12 protein-coding genes are annotated in these 13,454 nt (G+C 68.5%); all 12 read right to left on the bottom strand.

Annotation, left to right across the window (positions count from 1 at the left end; all coding sequences use genetic code 11):
• Positions 1-651 (bottom strand): SRPBCC family protein, encoded by a 651-nt coding sequence (locus AC3WJT_RS05910; protein ID WP_492342141.1) that lies wholly within the window; start codon positions 649-651, stop codon positions 1-3.
• Positions 648-1,280, bottom strand: coding sequence for a TetR/AcrR family transcriptional regulator (locus AC3WJT_RS05905; RefSeq protein WP_492342140.1), 633 nt, complete (start codon positions 1,278-1,280; stop codon positions 648-650). The genes AC3WJT_RS05910 and AC3WJT_RS05905 overlap by 4 nt, the downstream gene beginning before the upstream one ends.
• Before the next feature lie 232 nt (positions 1,281-1,512).
• Positions 1,513-3,609, bottom strand: a complete 2,097-nt coding sequence (gene flhA, locus AC3WJT_RS05900; RefSeq protein ID WP_492342139.1) for a flagellar biosynthesis protein FlhA — start codon at positions 3,607-3,609, stop codon at positions 1,513-1,515.
• 26 nt (positions 3,610-3,635) lie between these two features.
• Entirely contained in the window at positions 3,636-5,006 is a 1,371-nt protein-coding gene (flbD, locus tag AC3WJT_RS05895; protein ID WP_492342138.1) for a sigma-54-dependent transcriptional regulator FlbD, read from the bottom strand.
• A 30-nt stretch (positions 5,007-5,036) separates the two neighbouring features.
• On the bottom strand, positions 5,037-5,378 hold the full coding sequence (gene fliN / locus AC3WJT_RS05890) for a flagellar motor switch protein FliN (RefSeq protein WP_492342137.1): 342 nt from the start codon (positions 5,376-5,378) through the stop codon (positions 5,037-5,039).
• The gene (locus AC3WJT_RS05885) at positions 5,371-6,030 is read right to left on the bottom strand and encodes a FliH/SctL family protein (protein ID WP_492342136.1); all 660 of its coding nucleotides are present in this window, start codon (positions 6,028-6,030) and stop codon (positions 5,371-5,373) included. Before AC3WJT_RS05885 ends, fliN begins: the two co-directional genes overlap by 8 nt.
• Positions 6,030-7,061: a flagellar motor switch protein FliG gene (gene fliG, locus AC3WJT_RS05880; protein ID WP_492342135.1), complete on the bottom strand. Its 1,032-nt coding sequence runs from the start codon at positions 7,059-7,061 to the stop codon at positions 6,030-6,032. Before fliG ends, AC3WJT_RS05885 begins: the two co-directional genes overlap by 1 nt.
• Positions 7,058-8,722 carry a flagellar basal-body MS-ring/collar protein FliF gene (fliF, locus tag AC3WJT_RS05875; protein ID WP_492342134.1) on the bottom strand — a complete coding sequence of 555 codons (1,665 nt, stop codon included), beginning with the start codon at positions 8,720-8,722 and terminating at the stop codon, positions 7,058-7,060. Before fliF ends, fliG begins: the two co-directional genes overlap by 4 nt.
• 197 nt (positions 8,723-8,919) lie before the next feature.
• Positions 8,920-9,201 (bottom strand): CtrA inhibitor SciP, encoded by a 282-nt coding sequence (gene sciP / locus AC3WJT_RS05870; RefSeq protein ID WP_492342133.1) that lies wholly within the window; start codon positions 9,199-9,201, stop codon positions 8,920-8,922.
• 165 nt (positions 9,202-9,366) lie between these two features.
• A complete protein-coding gene (locus AC3WJT_RS05865; RefSeq protein WP_492342132.1) occupies positions 9,367-10,773 on the bottom strand; it encodes a flagellar hook-basal body complex protein in 1,407 nt (468 codons plus the stop codon).
• A gap of 35 nt (positions 10,774-10,808) precedes the next feature.
• Positions 10,809-11,486 (bottom strand): flagellar hook assembly protein FlgD, encoded by a 678-nt coding sequence (locus AC3WJT_RS05860; protein ID WP_492342131.1) that lies wholly within the window; start codon positions 11,484-11,486, stop codon positions 10,809-10,811.
• 8 nt (positions 11,487-11,494) lie between these two features.
• The gene (locus AC3WJT_RS05855) at positions 11,495-13,072 is read right to left on the bottom strand and encodes a flagellar hook-length control protein FliK (protein ID WP_492342130.1); all 1,578 of its coding nucleotides are present in this window, start codon (positions 13,070-13,072) and stop codon (positions 11,495-11,497) included.
• Between the last annotated feature and the right edge of the window lie 382 nt (positions 13,073-13,454).

Below are 13,454 nucleotides of genomic sequence, written 5' to 3'. Positions count from 1 at the left end.
TCAGTTTCCCCCTTGAACGACGGCCGAGGCGGCCGCGGCTTTCTGGCGTTCGAACACCTTCGCCCAGTCGACCGGGCCGACGTCGAAACGCTTCTTCAGTTCGGCCAGCGAATAGGCGTTGCCCCATTCGAAGTGGCGGTAGAGGTAGTCGAACCCCTCCCCTGCGCCCCAGCCCACGCCGGTCATGGTCACGCGCGTGCGGCCTGCGCCGAAGTCCTCGAACTCGATGGTCTGGACGACCTGCCCGAACAGCTCGCGGTGCTTCAGGCCTGAAGGGGTCTGGATGTTGCGGATCGAGAGCAGCCGCCCGGGCACATAGCTGACGATCTGGTTCTTGATGTTCTCGGCGTCGCCGGGCCTGGCCGTCGGCTGATAGCTGCTCTCCATCACCCCGCCGACGCGGAAGTCGACCCAGGCGACCGGCACCGCCCAGGTGCTGAAGCCCGCGCTGGTGGTGAAGGCCTCCCAGACCGCCTTCGGCGGTGCGTTGACGACAATGCTGAGCTGCAGGACCCGCGCGCCGCCCGGCTCGACGAACGAGCTGTTGCTGACATCGCGGAAGGCGCGCCAGTCAGGAAAGGTGTCGGCCGCCCGGGCCGGCTGGGCGACAAGCAGCATCGAGACCGCGGCGGCGGCGAGCAGGCGTTTCATGTTCCGGTCTCCTGGCGTTCGGCAGGCGCGGCGGCGGCGGCGGCCCCGGCGGCGGATTGAAGCAGGTTGAAGTAGTTTCGCAGTCCGGCGACCGAGGCGTCGAAGGCGTCCAGGGTGCGGTGCGTGCGCGACTGCATCACCCCGCCCTCCATGGTGGTCAGCACGAAGGTGGCCAGGGCGTGGGTGTCGGTCCCGGCGGGCAGGCGCGACTTCGCCGCGTCGAGGCAGCCCTTCACATGGCGCACCCAGCCCTCGAAATTGACCGACAGCATCTCCCGCACGGGCGGGTCGGGCTCATGCAGTTCCAGGGCGATGGAGCCGATCGGGCAGCCGTAGAGGCAGGCGGTGTCCTTCAGCATCCCGCGATACGCGTTCAGCAAGGCGAAGACCCGCTCGATGGGGTCCTCGACGCCCTCCCAGGCCGGCGCCAGGAGCATCGGGTAGATGCCGTCCCGGTACATCTCCAGCACCGCCAGCAGCACGTCCTGCTTGGTCGGGAAGAAGTGATACAGGCTGCCCGAATTGGCCCCCGCCTCCTTGAGGATGTCCGCCACCGAGGTCGAGAGATAGCCCTTCTCCGAGAAGAGCTTCAGGGCGGCGAACAGGATGCGCTCGCGGGTGGGTTCCATGGGGCCGCTCACTTGATTGAGTGCTCAAGTAAGCATGAGTTGAATGGGCGATCAAGTCTCTCTCATTCCTCCCCTCGCAGAGGGGAGGGGGGCCATGCGGAGCATGGTGGAGGGGGCGGCGCAGGGCGCCCCGGAAAGACCGGAATTCAGGATGGGGCCGCTCACATTCACGCTGCCCCTCCACCGCTCTTCGAGCGGTCCCCTCCCCGCTTCGCGGAGAGGATAGCCGGGTCTAAACCTGCCCGACCGTCTTCAGACGCGCTTTCGGATGGACCTCGTTCTGGCTCATCACCACGGTCTGGCCGCGGAAGCGTTCGATGATCGAGCGGACGAACGGGCGGATCTGCGGGCTGGTCAGCAGCACCGGCTGGTCGCCGGCCAGGGCGGCGCGCTCGAAGGCCTCGCGGACGCCACGGATGAACTCCTGCAGCTTGCTCGGCGCCATGGCCAGCTGCTTGTCCTCGCCGCCGGTGCTGACCAGAGCCTCGCTGAACGCGATTTCCCAGTCTGGCGACAGGGTGACGATCGGCAACGCGCCGTCGTCGCCACGATTGGCCCAGCATAGCTGGCGGCCCAGCCGGGCGCGGACGGCCTCGACCAGCTGGGTGATCGAGCTGGTGTGCGGCGCGGCCTCGGCGACGCCCTCGAGAATGGTCGGCAGGTCGCGGATCGAAACCCGCTCGCGCAGCAGCGCCTGCAGCACCCGCTGCAGGCTGGTGCCGGTGACGATCGCCGGGACCACGTCGTCGGCCAGCTTCTTCTGCTCGGGACCCAGGTCCTTCAGCAGCTTCTGCACCTCGGCGTAGGACAGCAGGTCGGACATGTTGTCCTTGAGGATCTCGGTCAGGTGCGTGGTCAGGACCGTCGCCGGATCGACGATGGTGTAGCCGCGGAACGTCGCCTCTTCCTTCAGCGTCTCATCGATCCAGGTGGCCGGCAGGCCGAAGGCCGGCTCGCGCACATGGTCGCCGGGCAGCTCAACCTGGCCGCCGCGCGGGTCCATGGCCATCAGCGAGCCGATCCGCACCTCGCCGGCCCCGCACTCCATCTCCTTGATCCGGATCGCATAGCCCTGGGTGGCCAGCCGCATGTTGTCGAGGATGCGCACGGGCGGCATGACGAACCCGAAGTCCGCCGCCAGCGTCTTGCGCAGGGCGCGGATCTGGTCGGTCAGCTTGCGGCCGTCGAGGTCGTTGATCAGCGCCAGCAGGCCGTAGCCGAGCTCGATCTTCACATCGTCGATCGCCAGGGCGTTGGAGATCGGCTCCTCTTCCTGCTCGACCGGCGCGGTCGTCTCGACGACGATTTCCGGCGCATTCTCCTGGACCGTTCGGCGCCAGGCCAGGAAGCCCGCGGCGACGGCGAGGACCAGGAAGGGCAGCTTCGGCATGGCCGGGATCAGGGCGATGACGCCCGACATCGCCGAGACCATGCCCAGGCTGATCGGGTTCATGGCCAGCTGGACCACCAGCGCCTTGTTCGCCGAGCCCTCGACGCCCGCCTTGGAGACGAGGAAGCCGGCGGCGATCGAGATGATCAGCGCCGGCACCTGGCTGACCAGACCGTCGCCGATGGTCATCAGGGTGTAGGTGGTCGCGGCCTCGCCGGCCGGGATCTTGTGCTGCAGGACCCCGATCAGGAAGCCGCCGACGATGTTGATGGCGACGATGATCAGGCCCGCGACAGCGTCGCCGCGCACGAACTTGCTGGCGCCGTCCATGGCGCCGAAGAAGGTCGATTCCTGCTCCAGCTCCTTGCGGCGCTTCTTGGCCTCGTCCTGGTCGATCAGGCCGGACGACAGATCGGCGTCGATGGCCATCTGCTTGCCGGGCATGGAGTCGAGGGTGAACCGGGCGGCGACTTCGGCGATCCGGCCCGAGCCCTTGGTGACCACGACGAAGTTCACGATCACCAGGATCGCGAACACGATCACCCCGATGATGTAGTTGCCGCCCATCATCAGTTCGCCGAAGGCCTTGATGATCTGGCCGGCGCCGTGGGCGCCCTCGTGGCCGTGGGTCAGGATCAGGCGCGTCGAGGCGAGGTTCAGGCCCAGCCTGAACAGGGTGGTGACCAGCAGCACGGTCGGGAAGGCGCTGAATTCCAGCGGCCGCTTGATCAGCAGGGCGGTCATCAGGATCAGCACAGCGCTGGTGATCGACAGCGAGAGCAGCACATCCAGCAGGAAGGCCGGAATCGGCAGGATCAGCAGGATGATGATCCCGATGACGCCGATCGCCAGCCCGACCTCGCCACGGACCAGCCAGCCCCAGACGCGTTGCGCCGAGGGCCGTTGACCTGCCAGTGCTGAGAGTCCGATGTCCGCCATGCCGGGTCAGACCTTGGGGGCTAGCCCTAGGCCGCGTGCGCTCCCATCCCCGCCTGCGGCGCGGGGACCGCCACGCCGGCTTCGGAGTATTCCTTGAGCTTGTTGCGCAACGTGCGGATCGAGATGCCGAGGATGGTCGCGGCGTGGGTCCGGTTGCCGAGGCAGTGGCCGAGCGTGTCGAGGATCAGCTGCTGTTCGACCTGCGCGACGGTCTGGCCGACGAACGCGCGGCTGACCGCATCAGCGGCCATCGAGGCCGAGCGGGCGACCGCGGCGTCGGGCGCCGGGGCCATCGGCTGACCGTCGGGCAGACGGACCGCGAATTCCTCGATCTCGGCCCCGGTGCTGAGCAGCACCGCCCGGTGCATGGCGTTTTCCAGCTCCCGCACGTTGCCGGGCCAGCGATGGCCGACCAGACGGCGACGCGCCTCGGCGGACAGCGGCCGCTCCGGCACACCGTTGGCGGCGGCGTACTTCTTCACGAAGTGATCGGACAGGGCGACGATGTCGCCGGGCCGCTCCCGCAACGCCGGCAGGCGCAGGTTCACGACGTTCAGACGGTAGAGCAGGTCTTCGCGGAACACCCCGTCGCGAACGGCCTGGGCCAGGTCGCGGTTGGACGTCGCGATCACGCGGATATCGACCTTCACCGGCTTGCCGCCGCCGACGCGATCAATCTCGCGTTCCTGCAGGGCGCGCAGCAGCTTGGCCTGCAGCCGGCTGTCCATCTCGCTGATTTCGTCCAGCAGCAGGGTGCCGCCGTTGGCTTCCTCGAACTTGCCGATCCGGCGAGCCACGGCCCCGGTGAAGGCGCCCTTCTCGTGGCCGAACAGTTCGCTCTCGAGCAGGTTTTCGGGGATGGCCGCGCAGTTGACGCTGATGAACGGCTTGTTGGCCCGGCGGGACTTGGTGTGGACGTAGCGGGCCATCACCTCCTTGCCGACGCCGCTTTCGCCGGTGATCAGGATCGAGGCCTCGGACGGCGCGACCTGGTCGGCAAGCTTGATCACGACTTCCATCACCGGATCGCGGGCGATCATCGGCCGGGCGTCGTCGCCGATGGCCGCGAGCACAGCGGCGATCAGGTCGGCCTCGGCGGGCAGCGGGATGAACTCCTTGGCGCCCGCGCGGATGGCGTCACCGGCGCGCTGGGCGTCGGCGCCGACACCGCAGGCCACCACGGGCACGCGAATCCGCTCGGCCTCGTTGGCCGCGATAAGCCCCGCGATGTCGAGTTCGTAGTCGACCATCAGCAGGTCGGCGCCCTGCCCGGCCCGCAGGGCCTGGGTGGCGGCGGCCACGGTTTCCACGTGAGCCACCTTGGCGCCCGCCGCCATCGCCATCTTCACGGCGAGGGACAGCTGTCCGTTCAATCGTCCGACGACCAGAAGCCGCATAGGTTTTCTCCTTTAGTCCCCGACCGCCGTTCAGCTGGCCGAGTCGCCGTCCTTGATGATTTCCGTCATGGTCACGCCGAGGCGCTCGTCGACGACGACGACCTCGCCGCGCGCGACCAGGCGGTTGTTCACGTAGATATCGATGGCCTCGCCGACCTTGCGGTCGAGCTCCAGCACGCTGCCCTGTCCGAGCTGCAACAGCTGGGCGACCGAGAGGCTGGCGCGTCCGAGCACCGCCGAGATGTTGACCGGCACGTCAAAGACCGGCGCCAGGTCGGAAGCCGTTTTCTCTTCCGCATCGAAGTGGGCTTCGGAGGCGAGGGCCTCGTCGGGCGCGAACTCGTCGAGCGTGAGATTGGTGTCTTCAGCCATGGTCGGCCTCGCTGGCGGGGATCAGGGGTTCGGCGTGCAGGCCCTCGGCGGCGAGCGCGGCATCGAGGGCGGCCGCCACGCGTTCGGCGGCGGCAAGAGGATCAAAGGCGGCCTTGCCGTCGCCCCAGTCGAGGACGAAGGCGGCCAGCGGCAGTGTCGCGTCCGGGCGGGCCGTGATCTGGCCCTGGAAACCGATGGCGATCGCCGTCTGATCGAGCGCGGCCTGCACCCGCCCCTCGAGACCGGCCGCCACGCGAACCGTCAGCCGCGGCTGCGCCTCGACCTCGCGCGCCAGGGCCTCGAGCGCGGCCGAGACCGGTGCGTCGGGGAAGCGGGCCAGGGCGGCGTCGGCGATCCGCCGGGCGGCCGCCAGGGCCAGCTCGGCCGAGCCGGTGCGGTGTTCGTGCGCGACGGCGGCGAGCGCGCTCATGGCGCTGCGGGCCGCGCGGGCGATATCGGCCAGGGCGTCGGCCGCATCGGCCTCGGCCTGGGCGACCGCCGACCGCTCGCCCTCGGCGAAGGCGGCCTGACGAACCTGCTCGACCTCCTCGGGGCTCCACGACTTCTTGCGCACCGGCGGCTGGTAGGCGACCGAGCCGGCGTCGTCGAAGACGGTGTCGAAGGCGAAAAGCTGGCGGGTGGGCTGGGTCATCAGTAGATCAGCTCATCGTCGCCGCCGGCGCCGGCCAGCATGATCTCGCCCTTGGCGGCGAGGTCCTTGGCGGCCTGGACCATGGCCATCTGCGCCTGGTCGACGTCGCGCAGACGCACCGGGCCCATGCTCTCCATGTCCTCGCGCATGATCTTGCTGGCGCGCTCGGACATGTTGGAGAAGAACATCTCGCGCAGGGCGTCGGAGGCGCCCTTGAGCGCCAGGCCCAACTGGTCCTTCTCGACGGCGCGCAGCAGGGTCTGGACCCCGCCCGGGTCGAGCTTGGAGAGGTCCTCGAACACGAACATCAGCGCCCGGATGCGCTCGGCGCTCTCGCGGTTGCGCTCTTCCAGCGCGGCGATGAAGCGGGCCTCGGTCTGGCGGTCGAAGTTGTTGAAGATGTCCGCCATCATCTCGTGGCTGTCGCGCTTGGACGTGCGCGCCAGGTTGGACATGAACTCGGTGCGCAGCGTCTGCTCGATCTTGTCGAGGATCTCGCGCTGCACAGGCTCCATCCGCAGCATGCGCTGGACACACTCGAGGGCGAAGTCCTCGGGCAGCGCGGCCAGCACGCGCGAGGCGTGCTCGGCCTTGATCTTCGACAGCACCACCGCGACCGTCTGGGGGTATTCGTTCTTCAGATAGTTGGCGAGCACCGCCTCGTTCACGTTGCCCAGCTTGTCCCACATCGTGCGACCGGCGGGACCGCGGATCTCCTCCATCAGGGAGTCGACCTTCTCCGAGGGCATGAAGGCGCCGAGCAGACGCTGGGTCTGCTCGAAGCTGCCCATGATCGCGCCGCTGGACGACATGCCGGCGACGAACTCGACCAGCAGTTCCTCGACCACCGAGGCCGAGACGGTGCCCAGCGTCGCCATGGCCTGGGAGACTTCCTTGATCTCCTCCTCGTCGAGCGCGCTCCAGATGCCGGTATGGTCTTCGCCGAGCGCGAGCAGGACGATGGCCGCCTTCTCCGGCCCGTTCAGCCTGGCGGTGTCGACGACAGCCTTGGATTTGGCGCGGGGGCTCATGCGGTTTCGTGCAGCCAGGAGCGGAGGATCGAGACGGACTCGTCAGGGTGCTTCTCGACGAAATCCGAGACGCGCTTGACCGAGGAGGCGCGGACCTGCCCCTCGATGCGGGCGATATCGATGCGCTGGTCCATATCCGGCCCGGGCAGGGCCAGCGGCTCGCCGGTCTGCGGATCGACCGCGATCTGCATGGTGCCGCCGTCGGGCGTGCTGACCAGCCGGGTCGTGACCATGCCGCCGCCGGCGCCGGCCAGAGCGGGCATGGTCCCGCCGCCGGCGGCGCCGCCCGTGAGGTTCTTGAGCAGCGGCCGCACGCCGAACAGCATCAGCAGGATGCCGAGGATCGCCAGCACGCCCAGTTCGATGGCGCGCATCAGGTCGTTCTTGTCGAAGCCGGCGAGCAGGCCGTCCTTGGCCGTGACGCCGTCCAGGTTCTGCGCCTCGCGGGCGAAGCGGACGTTGGTCACGCGAACGGTGTCGCCCCGTTCGGCGTCGAAGCCCACGGCGGCCTTCACCAGTTCGTCGAGGCGCTGCATCTCCGCTTCCGTGCGGGGCGTGTAGGCGCCGGGCTTGCCGTCGGCGCCGACAGCGGTCGCGCCGTCGACGGCCACGGCGACCGACATCTTCTTGATCGTCCCGGGCTCGCGGACTTCCGTCGTGATGGTCTTGCTGATCTCGTAGTTTGTGGTCGACTCCTGCCGCCCGCTGTTGGACGAGGCCTGACCCCCGCCGCCGGCCGCGGTCGCGCCGCCGGGAATGTTGCCCGCCGCCGAGACGGTGTCGGCGCCGCCGGCGTCGCTCTCGGTGGCCTGTTCTTCACCCGTCTGCTCGGACCGCACGACCTGACCGTCGGGATCGAAGGTTTCGCGCTGCTCAGTGACGCGGGCCATGTCGATGTCGGCGGTGACCTCGACGCGGGCGCGGCCGGGACCGACGACGCCCTCGACCAGTTCCTTGATCCGGGCGGCGAGCTTCCGCTCGACCTCGCTGCGGCGGTCATCGGCCATCTTGCCGGCCATCGTGCTGTCGCCGCCGGCGGACAGGGTCTTGCCGTGCTGGTCGATCACCGCGACCTGCTCGGCCTTGAGCCCCGGCACGGCGCCCGCGACCAGGTTCTGGACGGCCTGAACCTGCTCGTCGGTCGGCTTGCGGCCGCCGACGCCGATCGTCACCGAGGCCGAGGCGGCCTGGGCGGTTTCCTCGAACAGCTGGCGACGGGGAAGATTGAGGTGCACCCGGACAGAGGTCACCCCGTCCAGCCCATGAATGGTCCGGGCCAGTTCGCCCTCGAGGGCGCGCTGGCGGTTCAGCTGCTGGACAAAGTCGGTCTGGCCCAGGGCCGAGCCCTGGTCGAAGATCTCGTAGCCGACGGAGCCGGAGCTCACGAGCCCCTTGCTGGCGATCATCAGGCGCGTCGAGGCGACCTCGTCGCGCGGCACCATGATCGTCGAGCCGTCACCCTTGGCCTCATACTGGACGCCGGCCTGCTCGAGCGCCTGAACGACCGCCGAGGCTTCCTTCAGATCGAGGTTCGAATAGAGCAGCGCCTTGGGCTGCGTGCCGATGTTCATCGTCAGGGCGACGAGGGCGGCGGCGAGGCCGACCCCGATCCCGGCCAGCGCCGCGAGCCGGCCAAGGCCGAACCCACGCAAGGCGCTCATGAACTTTTCCACCCGGGCCTGCCCCTAACGCAATGGTCGCACAACGCCGAGGTCAATCGGGCTGCTAGGCAGGAATTACCGGGTGCGTGGTAAACGGGGCCTTAAGTTCCCGGTCCTGGCGTTCAAAGGGCGACGGCCGCGTCCGGGCGGGACACGGCCGTCTGTCGCGAGCCTTTCAGGTAGGGGGGCGGAGCGGCTCAGCGATACTGTTGCAGACGGGTCGTCCGCAGGCCGGCAAGGCCGTGACGGTCGATCGACTTCTGCCAGGTCAGAAACTCCTCGTTGGTGAGCCTGTAGCGATTGCAGGCGTCATCAAGGCTGAGCAGACCTCCGCGCACCGCCGCGACCACCTCGGCCTTGCGTCGGATGACCCAACGCTCGGTGTTGGCAGGCGGCAGGTCGGACAGCGTCAGCGGCGCACCGGTTGGACCGATCACGTACTTTTCGCCCCTGTTATTTACACGCTGCTGTTGAAGCATGGCTCTAGGCCTCTCTCACCATCACTGTTGAGGAGAACCGTACGCCACCGGCGATAACGGCGCGTGAATCGCGATAGTAAAAATGTAGGTAACCACTATCGCCCCCAAGTTAATAACCGTGTTTCATCTTGAAACAGCCGAATTAAGACAAGCTGAACTTCAAGATTAGCGCTTGATGTTCAGAAGCTCTTCCAGCATCTGATCGGCCGTTGTGATGATCTTCGACGAGGCCGAGTAGGCCCGTTGCGTGGTGATCAGGCCGGTGAACTCGCTCGAGAGGTCCACCGTCGAGGCTTCAAGCGTCGAGGGTGAGATGAAGCCGGAGCCGCCGCTGCCCGGGGTCTTGAAGTTGTAGGTCCCGCTCTGCTGACTCACCCGGTAGGCATTTCCATTGATGGGGATCAGGCCGTCGGCGTTCGGGAAGGTCGCGATGGCGACCTGGGCGATCTGGCGGGAGATGCCGTTGTCGAAGATCGCGGTGACGAAGCCCTGCTCGTCGATCTCGATGTTGGTCAGGTTGCCGAACGCGGTGCCGTTGGTCGAAACCGACTGAACCAGCGACTGGCTGTCGAACTGGGTCAGACCGCCCGCCGCGCCGCCGAGGTCGAGGCGAATCTCCTGGGCGCCGACGCCCTGGCCGCTGGCCCATTTGAACGCGCCCGCGCCCGGCGCCGCGTCCGCGGAAGCGCCGAAGGCGAGGATCGGGTTGCTGGGATCGGGGAACAGGGTCGTGGCCACGCTGTCGAGTCGACCGTCCGGCGTGAACACGACCAGGCCGGTGGCCAGCTGGCCGTTGAGCAGCCCGGCGCCCGACTCGATGTCGCTGGCCGGGACCGCGCGGATTTCAGCGAACCACTCGTTGGGGTTGGTGCTCTTCAGGAAGTCGACCTGGACCGTGCGCTTGCCGCCCTTGGAGTCCGAGACCGGAACCTGGATCGAGAAGTCCGGCCGCACGCCCGTTCCGAGATCGGGATCGTACATCGCCATGGAGTTGGTGGTGGCGTCATAGGCGCCCACGTCCGCCGACAGGGGCTGGCTGGACTGCAGGTTGGCGTTGACCGTGGCGCGGGTGGTCTGCTCGGCGGCGCCGCCGACCGAGGAGACGTTGATCGACTTCAGGCGCGTGATGTCCGACGGGTCGGTGTTGATCAGGCCTTCATCGTCGACGACCCAGCCCTGCAGGTAGAGACCGGCGTCGTTGCGCAGGTAGCCCAGGTTGTCGAGCTGGAACGAGCCGGCGCGGGTGAACGACCGCACGTCCGAAGCCTGCAGGTCTTCGGCCTTCTCGGTCACCGTGAAGAAGCCCTGGCCGGAAATCGACAGGTCGGTGCTGGAGGTCGTCTGGGTGGGCAGGCCCTGGGTGGTGACGAACCGCCGGGTCTGGGCGGTCACGCCGCCCGCGGCGTAGGAGGCGTTGGCGGCGCGGCTCGTGACCAGCGTCTGGAAATTGGCCTGGCTGCGCTTGTAGCCGACCGTATTCACGTTCGCGATGTTGTCCGAAATCGCCGCGAGCGCGGAAGAGTTCGCAACCAGGCCGGTCACGCCGGCGAGCATGGCGCTGTTGATGCTCATGGGAGGTTATCCTCTTTCTTGATGACTGGGCTGGATCACGACGCGGACTGCACGCCGACGATCGAAGAGACAGGGACTTTGAGTTTGCCGATGCTGACGACGGTTTCGCCGTCGATGGTCTGAACGCCGGTGACGACGCCGCTGGAGCGCGGCGTGGCGGCGATGGTCTCGCCGCCCGAACCGGTCGCCGTGATCTTCAGGGTGTAGGCGCCGCCGTCGGCCAGCTTGTTGCCGGCCGAAGTCACGCCATCCCAGTCGAGGCTGTTCTCGCCGGCTGCGACGCTGGCGTCGGTGCGGCTCCAGACGGTGGAACCGGCCGAATTGACGATCTCGTACTTCACGCTCGTGGCGTTGCGGTCGAGATCGTAGGTCCAGTTCGCCGCGCCGTCGGCGAGCACAGCCTGACTGGTCTCGGCGGTGACCGCCTTGCCGATCAGGTTGACCGATCCCGACAGGCCCCCATCGCTCATGCCGACCAGCATCTTGAGCAGGTCGTTGGTCATGAGCTGCTGCTCGACCCCGGTCATCTGGACGATCTGGGCGGTGAACTCGTTCGAATCGAGCGGCGAGAGCGGATCCTGGTTCTTTAGCTGCGTGGTCAGCAGCGCCAGAAAGGTCTCCTCGCTGCTGGCCAGTCGGTTGCGCGAGCTGTTGAGCTTGTCGTTGAGAGACGCGCCGGCGGCTGTGGCTGTCGGGTCGATGGTGGAGGTCATGACCGGTCTCAGATTCGGATATCGACGCCGGACCGGGTCCGGCGATCGGTGGGGGATGGGGCGGTGGTCAGCGAAAGGTCGATCTCTTCTGCGCCGGCCTGCGCGCGCTGGAAGGCGCGGCCGTTCCAGGCGCGGTCCTGTTGCTGGCCGGCCTCGCGACCGCCGAAGCCGGCGCCCTGTCCGGCGAGATCGAAGGTCAGGCCGTCGTCAGCCACGTCGAAGCCGGCCTGCTCCAGCGCGTGACGCAGGTCCGCCGCGCGGCTGCCGAGATCAGCGGCCGACTGCGGCGAGTCGAAGGACATCGCGGCGGTGAGCTTGCCGTTGCGGTCGATCTCGATCGCGACGTCGACCTTGCCCAGGCCATAGGGATCGAGCTGGATATCGAAGCGGGTGTTCTGGCCATCCAGCTTGCGAACGACGTCGGCGGCGAACCGGGCGACGGTCTCCGACGTGGCGCGAGCGGCGGTCGCCTCCGCCGCCACAGCCGCGGCCTGGGTCGCGGGAATCCGCGCCTCGGCGAGCTGCGCAGGCTGACGCGTCTCCGCGGCTTCCGGTGCATCGACAACGGGCGGATCGCCGGCGGTGTCGGCATCGACTCCGCCGGTCGTGGTCTCCGCCGCGGTGAGCGCGGCCTGCTTGACCGGAGCGGCTTCGGATCTGGCGTCGGCCGGCGCGAAGGTCGCGGGTCCTGCCGCTTCGGTGCGCCGATCATGGCGGGCGGCCGAAGCCGTGCGGCGCGGCTCGCCGTCGACCAGCGTCGCGGGCGCCGGGGCGGGCTTGAGAGCCGCCGTGACCGCGGCAGGAGCCGTGGCCGCGGTGGTCGCCGTGATCGTGGCTGCCGCTGCGGCGGCGGTCTTGTCGACGACCGGCGGCGCAACGGTCTGGACCTGAACGGGCGTCGCGACCGCCATCGGCGCCGACGCGGCGGGCGCCGGCTGCGCCTGGGCGACCTGGGCGGTCGGCGGCGCGGGCGTCGTCACGGCCTTGGCGCCCTCGGGCGACGGGTGCGGCAAGGTCGACGGGGTCGCGGTCGAGGGATCGGGCGCGGCGGGCGGCGCGAACGTCCGGGTAGCGCGGGCGTCCGCAAGCAGCGTGTCCAGCGGTGCGACGGGGCGTGCGGCGTCGGCGACCGGCGCGGCCGCGTCCGTCTCCGTGGCGGCTGGAACGGCCGACATTGCGGGCTCGGATGGGAGAGAGTTCAGCGGCGCAGCGCCGGCTTCAGTCGGCCGCCAGGCCTGGAACCCGGGCACACGGATCTGCCGGGCGGCGAAGTTCACGCCGTCAGCGCCCTCGGGTCCGGTCGTCGGTATCGTCGGGAGGACGGCGATCGGCGCCGTCGCGGAGGTCCCCAGCATCAGGGCGAGGCCCGCGTCCTGGGCCGTGGCGGCCTCCTCCGGGAGCTCGGCGTCAGCCTCCGGCGCGAGGAACCCGCCGCGCGTCGATCCGGCCTCCGCGCCGCCAGGCGCCAGCCCGGCGAGCAGCGCCTCGAAGCCGGTGGCGCTACCCGTCGACGCGGCGCCGCCCGACCCCCTGGGGATCGTAACGCCGGGCAGAACGGACGGCAGACTGGGCGCAGGCACGGTCATGGAGGGCGAGGACGCCTTTGACGTGGAGGGGAAACGCTCGGCGCCTGCTGCGCCCGGATCATTCGGAGGAACCAAAGCAACGGCTGGGCCAGTTTCCCGGAATGGCCATAACCGTTTGTTTTAATTCATGTACCGGGCCGCGCGGCGCAACAGGGCGTTCAGCGTCACGGTCGGAATTTGCCGGGCCGCAATCGACCGCAGGGGCCTGATCTTGCCGCCCGGAACCGTCTGGCGCGGCTCTTGCGCTTGGTTAATTCGAAGATCCGATGGCCGAATGCCAAATGCCAAATATTTCAACAGGTTAGTATTTGTCTACGCGAGCGCGTCCGCGTTCGCCCGGCAAAAAACGCCAGAAAACGCGTCAGGCTTTGCCGGGCGCAAG

The sequence above is a fragment of the Caulobacter sp. FW305-C-30-S16 genome, from assembly GCF_058783025.1.
Note: the sequence above shows the minus strand (reverse complement) of the source record. Positions and strands in the feature narration are given on the sequence as shown.

What these genes read in the sequence shown, in the direction of transcription:
- AC3WJT_RS05910 (WP_492342141.1), bottom strand. Translation starts at nt 651, where the DNA reads ATGAAACGCCTGCTCGCCGCCGCCGCGGTCTCGATGCTGCTTGTCGCC.
- AC3WJT_RS05855 (WP_492342130.1), bottom strand. Translation starts at nt 13,072, where the DNA reads ATGACCGTGCCTGCGCCCAGTCTGCCGTCCGTTCTGCCCGGCGTTACG.
- flbD (WP_492342138.1), bottom strand. Translation starts at nt 5,006, where the DNA reads ATGCGGCTTCTGGTCGTCGGACGATTGAACGGACAGCTGTCCCTCGCC.
- sciP (WP_492342133.1), bottom strand. Translation starts at nt 9,201, where the DNA reads ATGCTTCAACAGCAGCGTGTAAATAACAGGGGCGAAAAGTACGTGATC.
- fliN (WP_492342137.1), bottom strand. Translation starts at nt 5,378, where the DNA reads ATGGCTGAAGACACCAATCTCACGCTCGACGAGTTCGCGCCCGACGAG.
- AC3WJT_RS05860 (WP_492342131.1), bottom strand. Translation starts at nt 11,486, where the DNA reads ATGACCTCCACCATCGACCCGACAGCCACAGCCGCCGGCGCGTCTCTC.
- fliG (WP_492342135.1), bottom strand. Translation starts at nt 7,061, where the DNA reads ATGAGCCCCCGCGCCAAATCCAAGGCTGTCGTCGACACCGCCAGGCTG.
- flhA (WP_492342139.1), bottom strand. Translation starts at nt 3,609, where the DNA reads ATGGCGGACATCGGACTCTCAGCACTGGCAGGTCAACGGCCCTCGGCG.
- AC3WJT_RS05885 (WP_492342136.1), bottom strand. Translation starts at nt 6,030, where the DNA reads ATGACCCAGCCCACCCGCCAGCTTTTCGCCTTCGACACCGTCTTCGAC.
- AC3WJT_RS05865 (WP_492342132.1), bottom strand. Translation starts at nt 10,773, where the DNA reads ATGAGCATCAACAGCGCCATGCTCGCCGGCGTGACCGGCCTGGTTGCG.
- AC3WJT_RS05905 (WP_492342140.1), bottom strand. Translation starts at nt 1,280, where the DNA reads ATGGAACCCACCCGCGAGCGCATCCTGTTCGCCGCCCTGAAGCTCTTC.
- fliF (WP_492342134.1), bottom strand. Translation starts at nt 8,722, where the DNA reads ATGAGCGCCTTGCGTGGGTTCGGCCTTGGCCGGCTCGCGGCGCTGGCC.